At 67.4% G+C, this 15,752-nt stretch carries 11 protein-coding genes; 5 read left to right on the top strand and 6 right to left on the bottom strand.

Going from position 1 to position 15,752, the window contains the following annotated elements; genetic code table 11:
- Window positions 1-65: 65 nt before the first annotated feature.
- On the bottom strand, window positions 66-2,315 hold the full coding sequence (locus tag F8M74_RS12195; protein ID WP_141255231.1) for an excinuclease ABC subunit UvrA: 2,250 nt from the start codon (window positions 2,313-2,315) through the stop codon (window positions 66-68).
- 166 nt (window positions 2,316-2,481) lie between these two features.
- Between F8M74_RS12195 and F8M74_RS12190 the strand changes: the two genes are divergently transcribed.
- Window positions 2,482-3,261: a TetR/AcrR family transcriptional regulator gene (locus F8M74_RS12190; RefSeq protein ID WP_141255230.1), complete on the top strand. Its 780-nt coding sequence runs from the start codon at window positions 2,482-2,484 to the stop codon at window positions 3,259-3,261.
- A 126-nt stretch (window positions 3,262-3,387) separates the two neighbouring features.
- On the opposite strand, the gene F8M74_RS12185 is transcribed toward F8M74_RS12190, so the two are convergent.
- Together F8M74_RS12185 and F8M74_RS12180 are read right to left on the bottom strand one after the other, a co-directional pair.
- Entirely contained in the window at window positions 3,388-4,509 is a 1,122-nt protein-coding gene (locus tag F8M74_RS12185) for a hypothetical protein (protein WP_171410307.1), read from the bottom strand.
- 78 nt (window positions 4,510-4,587) lie between these two features.
- Window positions 4,588-5,766 (bottom strand): DUF6068 family protein, encoded by a 1,179-nt coding sequence (locus tag F8M74_RS12180; protein ID WP_141255228.1) that lies wholly within the window; start codon window positions 5,764-5,766, stop codon window positions 4,588-4,590.
- A 427-nt stretch (window positions 5,767-6,193) separates the two neighbouring features.
- Between F8M74_RS12180 and prtB the strand changes: the two genes are divergently transcribed.
- The 3 genes from prtB (at window position 6,194) to F8M74_RS12165 (ending at window position 9,441) form a co-directional block, all read left to right on the top strand.
- Entirely contained in the window at window positions 6,194-6,991 is a 798-nt protein-coding gene (gene prtB, locus F8M74_RS12175) for a M57 family metalloprotease PrtB (protein WP_141255227.1), read from the top strand.
- 3 nt (window positions 6,992-6,994) lie between these two features.
- Window positions 6,995-7,822, top strand: coding sequence for a serine protease (locus tag F8M74_RS12170; RefSeq protein WP_141255226.1), 828 nt, complete (start codon window positions 6,995-6,997; stop codon window positions 7,820-7,822).
- A gap of 212 nt (window positions 7,823-8,034) precedes the next feature.
- Window positions 8,035-9,441 (top strand): MATE family efflux transporter, encoded by a 1,407-nt coding sequence (locus tag F8M74_RS12165; RefSeq protein WP_141255225.1) that lies wholly within the window; start codon window positions 8,035-8,037, stop codon window positions 9,439-9,441.
- Window positions 9,442-9,450: 9 nt separating this feature from the next.
- On the opposite strand, the gene F8M74_RS12160 is transcribed toward F8M74_RS12165, so the two are convergent.
- From F8M74_RS12160 to hppD, 3 genes are read right to left on the bottom strand one after another with little or no spacing between them, the layout of a single operon-like run.
- A complete protein-coding gene (locus F8M74_RS12160) occupies window positions 9,451-9,831 on the bottom strand; it encodes a Rieske (2Fe-2S) protein (RefSeq protein ID WP_140798074.1) in 381 nt (126 codons plus the stop codon).
- Window positions 9,832-9,838: 7 nt separating this feature from the next.
- Complete coding sequence (hmgA, locus tag F8M74_RS12155; protein WP_141255224.1) at window positions 9,839-11,176, bottom strand: homogentisate 1,2-dioxygenase; 1,338 nt, start codon at window positions 11,174-11,176, stop codon at window positions 9,839-9,841.
- A 30-nt stretch (window positions 11,177-11,206) separates the two neighbouring features.
- Window positions 11,207-12,271 carry a 4-hydroxyphenylpyruvate dioxygenase gene (hppD, locus tag F8M74_RS12150; protein WP_141255223.1) on the bottom strand — a complete coding sequence of 355 codons (1,065 nt, stop codon included), beginning with the start codon at window positions 12,269-12,271 and terminating at the stop codon, window positions 11,207-11,209.
- 499 nt (window positions 12,272-12,770) lie between these two features.
- Between hppD and F8M74_RS12145 the strand changes: the two genes are divergently transcribed.
- Window positions 12,771-15,665, top strand: a complete 2,895-nt coding sequence (locus tag F8M74_RS12145; protein WP_228560252.1) for an ATP-binding protein — start codon at window positions 12,771-12,773, stop codon at window positions 15,663-15,665.
- Window positions 15,666-15,752 lie beyond the last annotated feature (87 nt).

Here is a 15,752-nt window from a genome sequence, read left to right as displayed (position 1 = left end):
GCCGGAGCCGCACGCGTCGACCGGAGCGGTGCGAGGCGTCTCGCGCCGCTCCGGCGGGCCCGCCGCTACGCCTTGCCTCGGCGGGCCATGTGCTGCCCGGTCAGTGAACGCGTGTGCGCCGCGAGCTGAGCCGGAAGCCCCTCGAAGACGACCTGGCCGCCCTCATGCCCGGCCCCCGGCCCCAGGTCGATGACCCAGTCCGCGCGAGACACCACGTCGAGGTTGTGCTCGATGACGATGACCGTCGACCCGGCATCCACCAACCGGTCGAACAGGCCAATCAACGTGTCCACGTCGTTCATGTGCAGACCCGTGGTGGGCTCATCGAGCACGTAGATGTTCCCGGAACGGCCCAACTCGGCGGCGAGCTTCAACCGCTGGCGCTCACCGCCCGACAGCGTTGACAGCGGCTGCCCCAGCGTGAGGTAGCCGAGCCCGACGTCATCCAGTCCCTGGAGGATCTTGGCAATCGCCGGTTCGGTGAAGAAGGCCACCGCGTCACTGACGGCCATCTCGTAGACGTCGCTGATGGACTTGCCGCGCAGCCGGTGCGCCAGCACCTCCTCGGTGAACCGCTTGCCCTCGCACGTCTCGCAGACGGTCACCATCGGGTCCAGGTGCGCCAGGTCCGTGTAGATGACGCCCAGGCCACTACAGTCCGGGCAGGCCCCCTTCGAGTTGGCGGAGAACAGCGCGGCATCCACCTTGTTCGCCTTGGCGAAGGCCTTGCGGACGTTGTCGAGGATGCCGGTGTACGTGGCGGTGTTGGAGCGGCGCGAGCCCCGAGCCAGGTTCTGGTCGATGATGATGGTCTCCGGGTACGCCTTGGGCAGGCAGCCCTGAATCAGCGACGACTTCCCCGAGCCCGCCACGCCCGTCACCACCGTGAGCACACCCCGCGGAATCGAAACGGACAGGTCCTGGAGGTTGTTGAGCCGGGCGCCCTTGATTTGAAGCTGCCCCGTGGGCTTTCGAGGCGTGGTCTTCAGCGGCTGGTGCTTCTTCATGTGGTTGCCCGTGAGCGTGCCCGAGGTCAGCAGCCCCTCGTAGGTGCCCTCGAAGACGACCTGTCCACCCTTGTTGCCGGCCTTGGGCCCCATGTCGACCACATGGTCCGCAATGGCAATCATGTCCGGCTTGTGCTCCACGATGAGCACGGTGTTGCCCTTGTCGCGCAGTTGCTGCATCAGGCCCGCGAGCCGACCTACGTCGTGCGGGTGGAGCCCCACGCTGGGCTCATCGAAGATGTACGTCACATCGGTGAGGCTGGAGCCCAGGTGCCGCACCATCTTCACCCGCTGGCTCTCTCCACCCGACAGCGTCGAACTCTCGCGGTCAAGGCTGAGGTACCCCAGGCCAATGGTCACCAGGTTGTCGAGCCGGTGGGCCAGGGCCTCCAGCATGGGCCCCACGGACGGAGCGGCAATCTTCCGGACGAACGCGGCGAGGTCCGACACCTGCATCGCGGAGCACTCCGCGATGTTCTTGCCCTGGATGTGGCTGCCGAGCGCTGCCTGGTTGAGCCGCCCACCCTTGCAGGAAGGACAGGTGGCTCGGGTGAAGATGCGCTCGTATTCGGCGCGGACGTGCGGCTGGACCGTCTCAGGGTCCTTGGCACCCAGCGTCCGGCGCAGCTTGGGGACAAGGCCCTCGTAGGTGAGGTTCATCTTGTCGAGCTTGATCTTCCGGCCGTCGTCCAGGTGAAGGAGCTTCTCCATCTCCTCCTTCGTGTACTTGGACAGCTTCTTGTCGACGTCGAAGAAGCCCGAGCGTGCGTAGATGGCCCAGTACCAACTGTCGACCGCATAGTCCTTGGGCAGGATGGCGCCCTCATTGAGGGACTTGGACTTGTCGATGACGGCGTCCATGTCCATGGACGCGACCTGACCGATTCCCTCGCACTCCGAACAAAGCCCCCGAGGGTCGTTGTAGGAATAGAAGCCCGGGCTGCCCAGGTGCGGATCGGCGAGGCGTGAGAACACCACGCGGAGCATCTGCGCGGCGTCGGTGACGGTGGCGACCGTGGAGCGTGAGTTCCCGCCCAGCCGCTGCTGGTCCACGATGATGGCGGCGGAGATGTTCTCCAGGCTCTCCGCGTCCGGCTGGCCGTAGTGCGGCATGAACTGCTGCACGAAGGCCGGATAGGTCTCGTTGATGAGCCGCTGGCTCTCGGCCGCGATGGTGCCGAAAACCAGGGACGACTTGCCCGAACCCGAGACGCCCGTGAAGACCGTGATCTTCCGCTTGGGGATGTCGAGCGAGACATTCTTCAGATTGTTCTCGCGCGCCCCGCGAATCTTGATGGAGCCGTACATGCTTGGCTTCTCCTTAGAGTGATGCCCTGCCCGCGGACGCGGCACGTCCACAAACAGGCTTCCCGCAAATCGCTCGACATCTTTTCAGCCACGCCGTAACTTCGTACAGCGCACGAGGTTTAGCACAACAACCCCGTACGCTGTAAATAGTTATCCCGAGGTACGGATGAGCGACGAGATTTCCGGTCGAGGCGACCCGTTGAAATCACTGCAGTTGCTATGGGGACGGACCGAGGCACCGAAGCGCGGCCCGAAGGCGAAGGCCAGCGTCGCGGAGCTGGTGTCAGCCGCCGTCACCCTCGCGGATGCCGAGGGGCTCGAAGCGGTCAGCACGCGCCGCGTCGCGGAGGCGGTGGGCATTTCCCCCATGTCGTTCTACACGCACATCCCCGGCAAGGCCGAGCTGTTGGACTTGATGATGGATGTCGTGTCCGGCGAAATCCTGAAGGACCGGCCCGTCTTCAAGCCCGCCGACTGGCGCGCCAACCTGACGCGGGTGGCGACGGACTATCGCGACTTCTATCTGACCCACCCGTGGGTGATTCCGCTCGCGACACACCGCACCGTACTGGGCCCGAACACCTTCCGTTCCGCCGACATCGCGTTGAGTGCCATTGAAGGCCTGGGGCTCACGGACCTTGAGATGGACCGGATCATCACCCTGGTCCTCGACTACGTCCACGGCGCGGTCCGCAACGCGGCCCGGGAGAAGATGGTCAAGGACCTGACCGGCATGACGGACGAGGAGTGGTGGTACCGCGTCGCCCCCTTCCTCGAAACCATCGACTTCACGCCCTACCCCGTCCTGTCCCGCGTCGGGAAGACCGCGGGAGAGACCTACGGGGCGCACGACCCCAGGGGGGCGTTTGCCTTCGGTCTCGAGCGAGTGCTCGATGGACTGGCGGTATTCATCGACGGAAAGGCACCGGGAAAGAAGCGGCGCTGAGCCGCCAGGCAGTGAGCGTCAAGGCTGTTGTGGCTGGGTGGCCTACGACGGGGGGACCATCTGCATTCTCCGCCCTGAGCGCTTCAGATGCGATGCGGAGTGGCTGCGCGGCAGGCGGGCGATTCGTCACTCAATCGTGGAGTTCGTCACGACGATAGGCGTGTCATCGTGATTCGAAATCTGTGGATGCGTCGGGTACCACGACCCGCCCACATTGTTCCGAATCACAGAGCGGTCGATGCGGATGTCCCCCGAATGGTCATTGCTCACGAAGAAGATGGCGCTTCCGTGAGCATTGACCTCGTTGTGCTCAATCCGGGTGCCACAAAGTGACAGCGTCATCGTGTTCCCATCGTTGTAGATGGCCCCGCCACTGCCCCCACCCGGAGTTCCCGGCCGCGCGGGATTGGCGCCATTGCCGACGGCCCGGTTATGGGAGAACAGGCTGTTGATGATGGTCCACGACACGCCAATGCTGCTGATGCCACCGCCGTTGGAGCAGGCACCGCCGTAACCAGCCTTGCCCCCGAAGGTCGTGTTCACCACGTACACGGGCTGGTTCCGGTGTTGGCTGAACGCACGGAGCGCGGCGCCGCCCACGTCCGGTCCCACATCCGCGCAGACGTTGTTGAAGAACCGGGAGTTGATGACCTTCAAGCGCCCGCCGCGCACCCAGACCGCGCCGCCGCCGTCGAACTCGGCCTCCGCCTTGGAGCTGGCGTCCACGAACGTCAGATTCTGCAGCGTCAGCCGAGGGTGGTCCTGGTCCTGGCAGTGCGCCGTCGTCCACACCTGCTCCCGGTCGCAGGTGTTCATGTACAGGATGCGGTGCCGCCCCGCCCCGCTCAGCGTCACCAGCCCCTTGCCGTCGATGACGATCTCCGGCCCCGTGTTGTTGAAGATCTTCGCCGTCCGCTCCAAGGTGATGGTGACGGGCTCGGGACCGCAGTCAAAGGTGATGACCCCGCCCCGCGCCACGGCCTGGATGAACGCGTCACTGGTACAGCTCTCCGGACTGCCCGTGCCGACAACCGTGGTGGGCCGGGAGACGTCCGCGAGGCCAGCCTCGGCGGGGATGGCGCACGTGGCCTCCGGGTTCTGATTCCCAGCGGGAGGCCCGTCCTTGGGATTCGTCAGGGGGTTGGGCGTTTCCACGCCCCCATCGTCCTCCGAGCACCCCATCCCACCGGCGAAGGAAAGTCCGAGAAGCACGAGCGCGGGCAGCCGACGAAATCTCTCAAGGTGCATGACGCCTCCAGTCCGCACCCAGTGTAGCTCCGCTCGGCCAAATGGCCCCGGGGCCTCTTTCTGGAGGCTACCGAACCGTCACGGCTGCCCGCCGAGCCACGGGCCCCACTGGACGATCCGACTGCCGCCCGCGAACTCACGCTGCCCCCCGGGGCCCACGCGCTCGGAGCCGCTGGAGAGCGACTGGAAGCGCGCTTCATACGGCAGGCCCGCGAGCCCCGGGGCCCAGGGCTCCGCCGCGTAGGTGTCCATGAAGACGTGCTGCGTGCCCTCCAGGTCCTCCGTGCGCTGCTCCGTAATGGAGGGCACGTTCCGGTCTCCCACGGTGAAGGTGCCACGGGCGCCGTCCTTGGAGGGAGGCCACTCACCCGAAACCAGCGCCTCCCAAGGAAGGCCCATCACCACCTCTTCCAGGGACTCAGGCTCCGCCTTGGAGAAGTCGGCGCACGGCTCGCTCCCAGTGCCCAAGGGGCCCTCCGCGCGCAGGATGTAGCCGCGCTCCGCGGTGAAACACACGCGCAGCACCTCGTGCGTGGGCGCCATGTCCACCTTCCTGTCGTAGTACGCGCCGGGTCCCAGGAGCCGCGCCAGCGCGGGCGCGGGGGCGCTGGCCTCGGTGGAGCCCTCCTGGAACTCGCTCAGCGACAGCCTGACACCGCCCGGCGTCCGGAACCCGGCGGACTCGGTGCTGGCCTCCAGCAGGCCGCGCGTCAGGTAGAGCAATGCCGAATCATTGGCATACACGCGCGTGCGCAGCGGACCATCCACGGGCCGTTGATCGCTGACATAGCGAGTGGCCTCCCAGTTGCGCCCGGAGAAGGAAGGACGCTCCGCCGTCACCTGCCCTGGACGCGGCACGTCCAGCGAGCGCGTCATGTCCGAGCGCACGGGAACCACCAGGTCCTGCGCCAGCCGCGTCTGCGTCAACGGATTGCCCGCCGCGTCCGTGAAGGCCACCCGCACATAGACCCAGGGCTGCTGGACGGACACGACCTCCAGCGTCAACTGGCCGTCGAGCGTGCGCGCGGCGTCAGCGGCACCGGGTGTGGGGCCCTGGGTCGCGGAGAAGGCATAGGTGACGCGATCGCCCACGCGGGCACGCTTCCAGGCCTCGGCGGCCTGCTGCGAAGTGGAGGTCTGGCTCTGAGCGTCAATGGGCGAGGGATTGCTCGACATCGTGCTCCCACAGCCAGGAAGGAACGACAGGGCCGCGCCCAGCAGCGCGGCGACAGGACAGGTGACGTGGCGCATTTGCATATGCGACTGGATACACCGACAGTGTATTCACGCGCACCTCTCGTCAGACGCGTGTGTCCATTCCCACCCCATTACAGGGCAGTAGTTTGTTTTCACTTGCGCCAGATCATGCCTGGGGTGTCTTTGCCCCATGGGGCAGGTGACCGATAACCAGACATCACTGTGTGGTTTCGCAACGCCCAGCCGTTTCCAGGAAATCCAAAGTGAGTACGCGGGTTTGCGGCGACTGGCGTCAACTCGGTTTACGTGCCCGTGACGCGCGTCTGGAGCGCAGGTACTCCACGCTAGTCAACGATTTCGGGTTTCTCATCCTGCGGGACTCATTGGCCTACCATTTGCTCAAGGGCCGGGACGCGCCTCGCCGCGGCTGGTGGATACCAGGCGGACGGCGCGTCCCCCCGCAGTCAAAACGGACGAGGAATCTCCGATGCCCATGTTCCAGAAGATGTTCAAGGGAGCTGCTGTCCTCGCGGTGACCGGTAGCATGATGCTGACGGGCTGCGGCACCGACATGCAGGCCGATTCGCAGCACGAGAACGATGAGATCATCTCCAACCTGGTCGAGGCCGGCTTCCCGGCGGACGACATCCTGGTCTCCGACGGCCAGGTGTACGTGGGTCGCGACGCGCACGTGACGCTCGAGGCGTCCCGCGAGATGCTCCAGACGGACCTGAAGACGCAGGAGCAGTACCGCACGACGAACCTCGTCGCCGCCTCCATCACCCGCATCTGCATCGTCCCGAACTCCGCGTACGCCGGCAACACCACGCTGATGACCGCCCTTGACCGGGCGATCGCCAACTACAACGCGCTGGGACTGTCGTTCACCATGCAGCGCGGCGGCACCGGCTGCAGCGCGACCATCTCCGCGCGCACCACGTCCGGCGCTGGCGGCTCGGCGGGCTTCCCCACCGGCGGCCGTCCCTACGGCATCATCAACATCGGCACCGGCACCGCCACCTATGGCGTGGCCGTGGTCGAGCACGTCGTGACCCACGAGCTGGGCCACGCCGTGGGCCTGCGTCACTCTGACTACTACAACCGCAGCATCAGCTGCGGTGGCGCGGCCCAGAACGAGGGCACCGCGGGCGTGGGCGCCATCCTCATCCCCGGCACGCCGAGCACGGCCACCCGCGGCGGCTCGCTCATGAACTCCTGCTTCAGCTCGTCCGAGACGGGTAACTTCATGAGCTCCGACGTCACGGCGCTCCAGTACCTGTACTGAGTCATGGCGCGCATCCCCACAGACTTCCGCGTGACGCTGTGGGGTTCGCTCCTCGCTGGGACCGTCTTCCTGGGCTTCACCGCCTGCGGAGGACGGTCCGAGCCGACCGAGCCTGCGGTCTGTGAGCCACCCGCCAGTCCGGAGGTTCGTGCTTTCGCGCAGTGCGGTTCGACGCTCGACTTCACCCCCATCAACAGCTACGTGGGCGAGTTCTCGGACATCATCCAGGACCGGGAAGACGCTGTCGTGTTCATTGACGGGCGCTGCACCGGAACGCTGATTCAAGCAAGCGCGGGCCCCGTGGTGCTCACCGCGGGCCACTGTGTCAACATCGGGGACATCCCGCTGATCGTCTTCAACTTCGAGGACGACGCGGACGGCACCCCTTTGATTACGGCGGGCACCGTCATCGAGCAGTCGATGGAGCCGGACTACGCGCTCATCCAGCTCGACGTCCTCCCGGATGTCACGCCCATCCCGCTGACGGCCCAGGCCACCGAGCAACTGGCCATCATCCAGCACCCCCGCGGACGCCCCAAGGTCATTGCCGAGGGCCGGTATCTGGACGCGTGCAACAACCTCATCTTCTACGGGGACCTGGACACGCTGGTCGGCAGCTCCGGCGCGGGCGTCCTCAACCGGCAAGGGCACCTGCTGGGCGTCCACACCGACGGAGACTGTGAAGTCAACGGCCGGGGCACCAACCGGGGCGCGCCCGCGGAAGTCATCGTCGAAGCCTCCGCGTATCTGCAAATCGAAGACATCGCCGGGCCGTCCACGGCGACGCGTACGGAGGGGGCGGACGCCCCATCCGCGCGGCTCGCGCCCTGAGTGCCGCGTTGCCACGGAAAGCCGTGGCCATCATCCGCACGCCTCACCGCGCCACCGGCCGTCGGGCAGGCGAGCAAGCGGCCCCTGCTGTTTGAACACAAATCAAGCAGCAGCGCCCACACTTCGATGTCACTCGACGCGCTCTGCGCGACATGCGAGACGCTGGCGCGAGCCGAGGCATTGCCGCGCCCGCCTCTCGGAGTCGACGCCCCATGGAAGTCGCAGCATCCCCGAATGCCGATCCACACGGCGCACCGTCGCTGGGGCTGTTCCGGCTCACGTGGCCCATCTTCCTGGAGCTGCTGCTCTTCATGATGATGGGCACGGCGGACACGCTGATGCTCAGCGGCGTGTCGGATGACGCCGTCGCCTCGGTGGGCGTCGTCAATCAGTACGTCTTCATCTGCATCCTCATCATGGAGGTCGTGGGTCACGGCGCGGCCATCGTCGTGGCCCAGTACCTGGGCGCGCGCAGGCAGACAGAGGCCGCGCGCATCTCCGCCATCGCCGTCACCCTGAACCTCGCGCTCGGCATCACCGTCAGCGCGGGGCTGCTTCTCAGCGGGGATGCCATCCTGGGCGGGATGAACCTTCAGGGCCACATGCTGGCGTACGCCAAGACGTACCTGCACATCGTCGGCGGCTTCCTGTTCCTCCAGGCCCTCATCAACGTCTTCGCCGGGCTGCTGCGCACCTACGGCTTCACGCGCGCGTCCATGTTCGTCTCGCTGGGAATGAACGTGCTGCACGTGGGTGGCAACTACGTGCTCATCGCCGGCCACTTCGGCTTCCCCGCGATGGGCGTGGCGGGCGCGGCCATCTCCACCGTGGTGAGTCGGGCCATCGCGCTGGGCGTCTTCGTCTACGTCCTGTACCGGGTGATGCCGGTGAAGATGGCGCCGCGCGACTACGTGACGTTCTCCAAGGACTACGTCCGCAAGATTCTCAAGGTCGGCCTGCCCTCCGCCTTCGAGCAGGCCACGTACCAGGGCTGCCAGACGGTGTTCCTGTACTACGTGACGTTCCTGGGCGCGGTGGCGCTAGCGTCCCGGCAGTACGCACACGCCATCTCCCAGTATGTCTTCCTGTGCAGCCTGGCCATTGGCATGGGGACGTCCATCATCGTGGGCAGGCTGGTGGGCGCCAACCGCGCCGACGACGCGTTCCAGCAGGCCCTGCGCAGCCTGAAGTGGGGCCTGGCCATCACCCTGGTCGTGGACGTGGCCGTCGTCCTCCTCCGCGTCCCCATCGTCTCGCTCTTCACCGAGAACGCCGACATCGTCCGGCTGACAGCGCAGGTCATCGTCATCGGGCTGGCCCTGGAGACGGGCCGCTGCTTCAACCTGGTGCTCATCAACGCCCTGCGCGCCGCGGGTGACGCGACGTTCACCGTCTACATGGGCATCGCGTCCATGGTCTGCATGAGCCTGCCGCTGGGCTACTACCTCGTCTTCCACATGGGCCTGGGACTGGCCGGCGTGTGGATGGCGGTGGCCGCGGACGAATGGGTGCGCGGCATCACCATGTGGCTGCGCTGGAAGAGCCGCGCCTGGGAGAAGCAGGCCCTGGTCTCCCCCGTCGCGGAGGCGGAAGCCACGCCCGTCGCCGCGCCCGCCTGAGCCGCGTGCTCAGCCGGTGACGACCATGCCGTCGCGCACCGTCACCGGCCACGGCGTGAGCCGGCCACCCGAACACGGCCCGCCCACGCACAGCCCGTCCTCCACCTGGAACAGGGCTCCGTGCCAGGCACAGACGATGAGCCCCTTGTCCGGCGTCAGGTAGCGGTCCAGTTCGCGCGCGAGCGGCAGACCCGCGTGGGGACACCGGTCCACGTAGCCGTGGACCGCGTCACCCTTGCGCACCAGGAAGCCGTGGAAGAAGGCGTCCCCAATCTGGAGGACGAGGTTGCGCGCCCCGGGGTCCTCCAGGGCGCTCACCGGGAGCAGCTTCACGTTGGCCGGCGTCGACCAGACGCGCTTGCGCCCCGCCGTCTCACCACCCGTGCTCACGCGGCCCTCAAGGCAACTTCGCCTTCTGGAAGCCCGCCCAGCACGCGTCGTAGTCCTGCTGAAGCGCCGGCGACTCCATGGCGAAACGCGTGGGACGGATGACCCAGCGCGACTCGAACATGAAGGCCAGCGTGTCCTTGATTTTATGAGGCTTCAGGTCCGCCTGGACGGCCTGCTCGTAGCTGGTCCGGTCCGGGCCATGGCCGCTCATGCAGTTGTGCAGCGAGCCGCCGCCCGGGGCGAAGCCGCCCGCCTTCGCGTCGTAGACGCCGTGCACCAGCCCCATGAACTCGCTCATCACGTTGCGGTGGAACCAGGGCGGCCGGAAGGTGTGCTCGGCCACCATCCAGCGCGGCGGGAAGATGACGAAGTCGCAGTTGGCCGTGCCCAGCACCTCGCTGGGCGACGTGAGGACCGTGAAGATGGACGGGTCCGGATGGTCGAAGCTCACCGTGTTGATGGTGTTGAAGCGGGCCAGGTCGTACTTGTACGGCACCAGGTTCCCGTGCCACGCCACCACGTCCAGCGGTGAGTACGCGTACCGCGCCGACCACAGCCGCCCCAGGAACTTCTGCACCACCTCCGTGGGCCGGTCCACGTCCTCGAAGGCCGCCACCGGCGTCAGGAAGTCGCGCGGGTTGGCCAGTCCATTGGCGCCAATGGGCCCCAGGTCCGGCAGGCGGAAGAACGCACCGTGGTTCTCACAGACGTAGCCGGCGGCCTGGCCCTCCGGCAGCTCCGCGCGGAAACGAACCCCGCGCGGCACCACCGCGATTTCGCCCGGCGCCACGTCCAGCACGCCCAGCTCCGTCACCAGCCGCAGCCGCCCCGCCTGCGGGACGATGAGCAGCTCGCCGTCCGCGTCGAAGAACACCCGGTCCACCATGGAGCGGTTGGCCGCGTACAGGTGGATGCTGATGCCCGCGCCCGACGCCGCGTCCCCGTTGCCCGCGTAGGTGACGAGCCCGTCCACGAAATCAGTGGGCTGGGCCGGCGGAGGCTGAGGACTCCACCGCAGCCGGTTGGGCGAGGCGGGCACCTCGTCGAAGGGCCCGCTGCGCAAGAGCCCCTGCGCCAGCGGCTGGAACGCAGGGTGGTTGGCGCTGGGCCGGAGGCGGTACAGCCACGAGCGCCGGTTCTCCCGGCGCGGGGCCGTGAAGGCCGAGCCCGACAGCTGCTCGGCATAGAGGCCGAACGGCGCCCGCTGGGGTGAGTTCTGTCCCTCGGGCAGTGCGCCGGGCACCGCCTCGGTGGCGAACTCGTTGCCGAAGCCAGACTGATAGGCGCCGGGAGCCGTCTTGAGGACGCTCCCCGGCGACACCTCGGAGGAAGGCTGGGTAGTCACCGGATTCTCCTCACAAGCGCAGCGAGCGGACTAGTCGACCTTGATGACGCCGCGGCGAATCTGGTCCAGTTCAATGGACTCGAAGAGCGCCTGGAAGTTGCCGTTCCCGAAACCCTCGTTGCCCTTGCGCTGGATGACTTCGAAGAAGATGGGCCCGAAGAGATTCTCGGTGAAGATCTGGAGCAGCAGGCCCTCTTCCTCGCTGCCGTCGATGAGGATGCGGTTCTTGCGCATCCGCGCCAGGTCCTCGCCGTGGTTGGGGACGCGCTTTTCGACCAGGTCGTAGTAGGTTTCCAGCGTGTCCTGCAGCACCACGCCGCGCGCGCGCAGCCGCTCCACGGTGTCGTAGATGTCCGGCGTGGTGAGCGCCAGGTGCTGGATGCCCTCGCCCTTGTACTGGCGGATGAACTCTTCAATCTGCGACTTGTCGTCCTGGCTCTCGTTGAGCGGAATCCGGATGGCCTTGTCCGGAGCGATCATCGCCTGGCTGAACAGGCCCGTGGCCTGGCCCTTGATGTCGAAGTACTTCTGCTCGGTGAAGCCGAAGATGCGGTTGTAGAAGGACGACCAGGTGCGCATCTGCCCGCGGCGCACGTTGTGGGTCAGGTGGTCCAGCGTCTCCAGGCCCACGCTGTTCTTCGCCTCGGCCGCCTCGGCGCCAGGAATCTCCTGCCAGGTGTCATAGAGCGCCCCCTTCTCCCCGTGGCGGTCCACCAGATACAGCAGGCTGCCACCGATGCCCTCCAGGACATAGGAGCCCTCGCCCAGCGAGCCCCGCTCCGGGTCCGCCGCCTTGGCGCCGCGCTCCAGGGCCATCTCGTAGGCGGTGCGCGCATTCGCCACGCGGAAGGCCATGCCGCTGGCGGACGGACCGTGCTCCGCGCGGAACTCAGCGGCCTGCCCGGAAGCCTCGCGGTTGATGAGCAGGTTGATACCGCCCTGCTTGTAGCGGACCAGCTCCTTGGACGGGTGCTTGGAGTACGCGGTGAACCCCAGCCGCTCGAAGAGGCGCTCCATCACCTCGGGCTGGGGGCTGGTGAACTCCACGAACTCGAAGCCATTCAGCCCAAGAGGGTTCTCTGCCGTATCCGCCATGACGCCGCCTCCGTGCGTTGCTGGGGCGCGGGCCTTCACGGCCCGCGCGAGTCGCCAAAGCGCCCCGTGGTCGGGAGCGCCTCCACTCGCGAAAGCTACGAATGGCTCCCTTGCATAAAAAGTACAAAGTCCAGCCAGAGACTGTCAGGACATTGCACAGCGCATCGCGTCGTGAATCCACCATCAACTTGCCCTGGGGACGGATGGCGCCCGGGCGGCGGAGGGCTGTTCACGGCACGACGCTGGGCGTGGCTCAAGCGCTTGCCACCCCGCTTCACCGCGATTCGGCCGAACGCATACAGCCAGGACGCGGCAGGCTGCATCCCTAGATTACGCACCCGCCCTGCACCCCACCGACCGCGTGAAACAACTCACTTCCCAGACTGAACTCCCTGTCCCTGGTGGCGAACTGGGCGAACTGCTGCGCTCGCACGATTGGAGCCGCACCCAACTTGGCCCCTACGAATCGTGGCCCCGCCCGCTGAAGACCTTCGTCGCCATGATTCTGGAGATGCCGGCTCCGGCCATCATCTTCTGGGGGCACGAGCTCATCCAGCTCTACAACGACGGCTACGCGGTCATCATGGGCCCGCGCCATCCCCGTTACCTGGGCGCCACCTACCGCGAGTGCTGGCCCGACACCTATCCCGTCATCTCGCCCTGGATGCGCAAGCTCCTGGCGACGGGCGAAGTGACGCAGGTGGCGAAGACTTTTTTCATGCTCACCCGTTACGGGTTCAATGAAGAGGCCTACTTCACCTTCGACTTCAGTCCCCTGCGGGACGACGCGGGCACCATCGCGGGCATCCTCCAGGTCGTCTTCGAGGTCACCGACGTCGTGCTCAGCGAACGCCGGCTGGCCACGATTCGCGCGCTGGCGCCCCGAGTGAACGGGCCTTCCGAGAGCGCCACCACGGATGCCATCCGGGCCCTGGCGGACAACCCCAAGGACATCCCCTTCGCCCTCATCTACCACTGGGACGAGGGCGAACAGCGGCTGGAGCTGACGGAGTCCACGGGGCTCGACGGGCTGGCGCAGCACGCCGTCGTGGACCTGGGACGAATCACGGAGGCCTCGAAGCAGGCCGTGGCGGCGAACGTCCCGGTCCTCCTGGAGTCGGTGCCATCCATCCTGGGAGCCCGCCAGTTCGGCCCCTGGCCCGAGCCGACGGAGAAGGCGCTGGTGCTGCCCCTGCGCCGCACCAGCACGGACAGCCTCCGGGGCGTGGTCATCCTGGGCATCAGCCCCCGGCTGCGCTTCGACGACACCTATCGCCAGTTCTTCGAGGACCTGGCGCGCGAGCTGGCCACCCACCTGGCCGTGGAGCAGGAGAAGCGCGCCGAGCGCGAGGCCTACACACACGCCAAGCAAGCCCGGGCCCAGGCCGAAGCGGAGGTGGCCCGGCGGGCCCAGGCGGAGGCCGCGCTCCGGGCCAGCGAGGAACGCCTGCGGATGGCCCTGGCCGCCGGTCAGCTGGGCGTCGTGGAATTTCAGTATGAGCGCGGCGTGCTGTCGTGGGACGAGCGGGCCCTGCAGCACCTGGGACTTCCCCCCGGCAAGTCTCCGACGCTGACGGAAGCCGCGGCCCGTATTCATCCCGACGACGTGAACCGCGCACGGCGCACCATCGAACAGGCGCTGCATCCGGGCGCGGGGGCGATTCGCCTGGAGTGCCGCGTGCAGGGCTGGGATGGCGTGCAGCGCTTCCTGCTGGCCATGGTGAAGACGCACTTCGACGCCCAGGGGCAGCCTGACCGCGTCGTCGGCGCCCTGCAGGACGTGACGGAGCAGCGGAGCGCTGAACGGGAACGCGAGCGGCTGGCCACCATCGTCGAGCAATCCCCCGACGTCATCGGCGTGGGAGACCCATCCGGCCGGGCGGTGTGGGTGAACGATGCGGGGCGGCGTCTGCTGGGCCTGGAGCGCGATGAAGACATCACCCGGTACCACCTGCGGGACTTCTTCCTGGCCGAAGACCAGACCTACGTCGACGAACACATCGCGGCCGCCATCCTCCAGGGCGGCCGGCGGGAAGGAGAGTTCCGCTTCCGGCACTTCCCAACGGGCGAGCCCATCGCGGCGCAGTACCACACCTTCGCCCTGGTGGAGCACGACACCCAGCGGCAGATGGGCATCGCCACCGTCGGCCGCGACATCCGCGCACAGAAGCGGCTGGAAGCGGAGCGGGAGCGGTTGCTCGCCCGGGAGCGCGTGGCGCGCGAGGAGGCGGAGGAGGCCAACCGGCTCAAGGACGAGTTCCTCGCCACCGTCTCCCACGAGCTGCGCACGCCGCTCACGGCGGTGCTCGGCTGGGTGCAGATGCTGCGGACCGGCATGCTGCCGCCAGAGAAGCGGGAGCGGGCGCTGGCCACCGTGGAGCGCAATGCCCGCGCCCAGGGGCAGCTCGTCGAGGACCTGCTCGACGTGAGCCGCATCATGACGGGCAAGCTGAAGCTGGAGGTGTCGTCCGTCGACGTGAGCCAGGTCGTGGAGGCCGCGCTCGAGTCACTGCGGCCCGCCGCCGAGGCGAAGGGCATCCGCATCCAGGCCGCGCTCGACTCGGGCGGCACCATCATGGGCGACATGAGCCGCCTGCAGCAGGTGGTGTGGAACCTGCTGTCCAACGCCGTGAAATTCACCCCCAAGGGAGGCCGCGTCCAGGTGCTGGTGGAGCGGCGGAACTCCTCGGTGGAAATCACGGTGGCCGACACGGGCCAGGGCATCTCCCCGCAGTTCCTGCCGCACGTGTTCGAGCGCTTCCGACAGGCCGACGGCAGCACCACGCGCAAGGCCGGTGGGCTCGGGCTGGGACTGGCCATCGTCCGGCACCTGGTGGAGCTGCACGGCGGCACCGTGATGGCCACCAGCGAGGGCGAGGGCCGGGGGGCCACCTTCATCGTCAGCCTGCCGCAGGCCGTGGCGCTGAGGCGGGAGGTGCTGGTGCCTTCCACCCTCCGCGGCCCGTTGCAGGAGCAGGACATCCCCTGCCCGCCCCAGCTCGCGAGCCTGCGGGTGCTCGTGGTGGACGACGAGGAGGACACGCGCGAGCTGCTTCGCAGCATCATCGAGACGTGTGGCGGCATCGTCACCACGGCCAGCTCTTCGGAGGATGCGCTGGCCGAGCTCCGCGAGGCATCGTTCGATGTGCTCGTCTCCGACGTCGGCATGCCCGAGGAGGACGGGTACCGCTTCATTGCCCGCGTCCGGGCCCTGCCCGAGGAACAGGGTGGCGGCATCCCCGCGGTGGCCCTCACGGCCTACACCCGCATGGAGGACCGGACGCGCGCGCTGCTCGCGGGCTTCACCACCCACGTGCCCAAACCCATCGAACCGGTGGAGCTGATGGCCGTCATCGCCTCCATGTCCAACCGGGGCCCACCACGACGGGCCTGACATGACCTACCCCACGGGTGTGATTTCCATGGGGCGGCCGGCCCGTCTGGCCGCCCCGGGAATGTCAGACCCTTCCGGTAGTCTGCC

Source organism: Myxococcus sp. CA023 (assembly GCF_010998615.1).
Lineage (GTDB): Bacteria > Myxococcota > Myxococcia > Myxococcales > Myxococcaceae > Myxococcus.
This window is presented reverse-complemented; position numbering and strand designations above follow the sequence as displayed.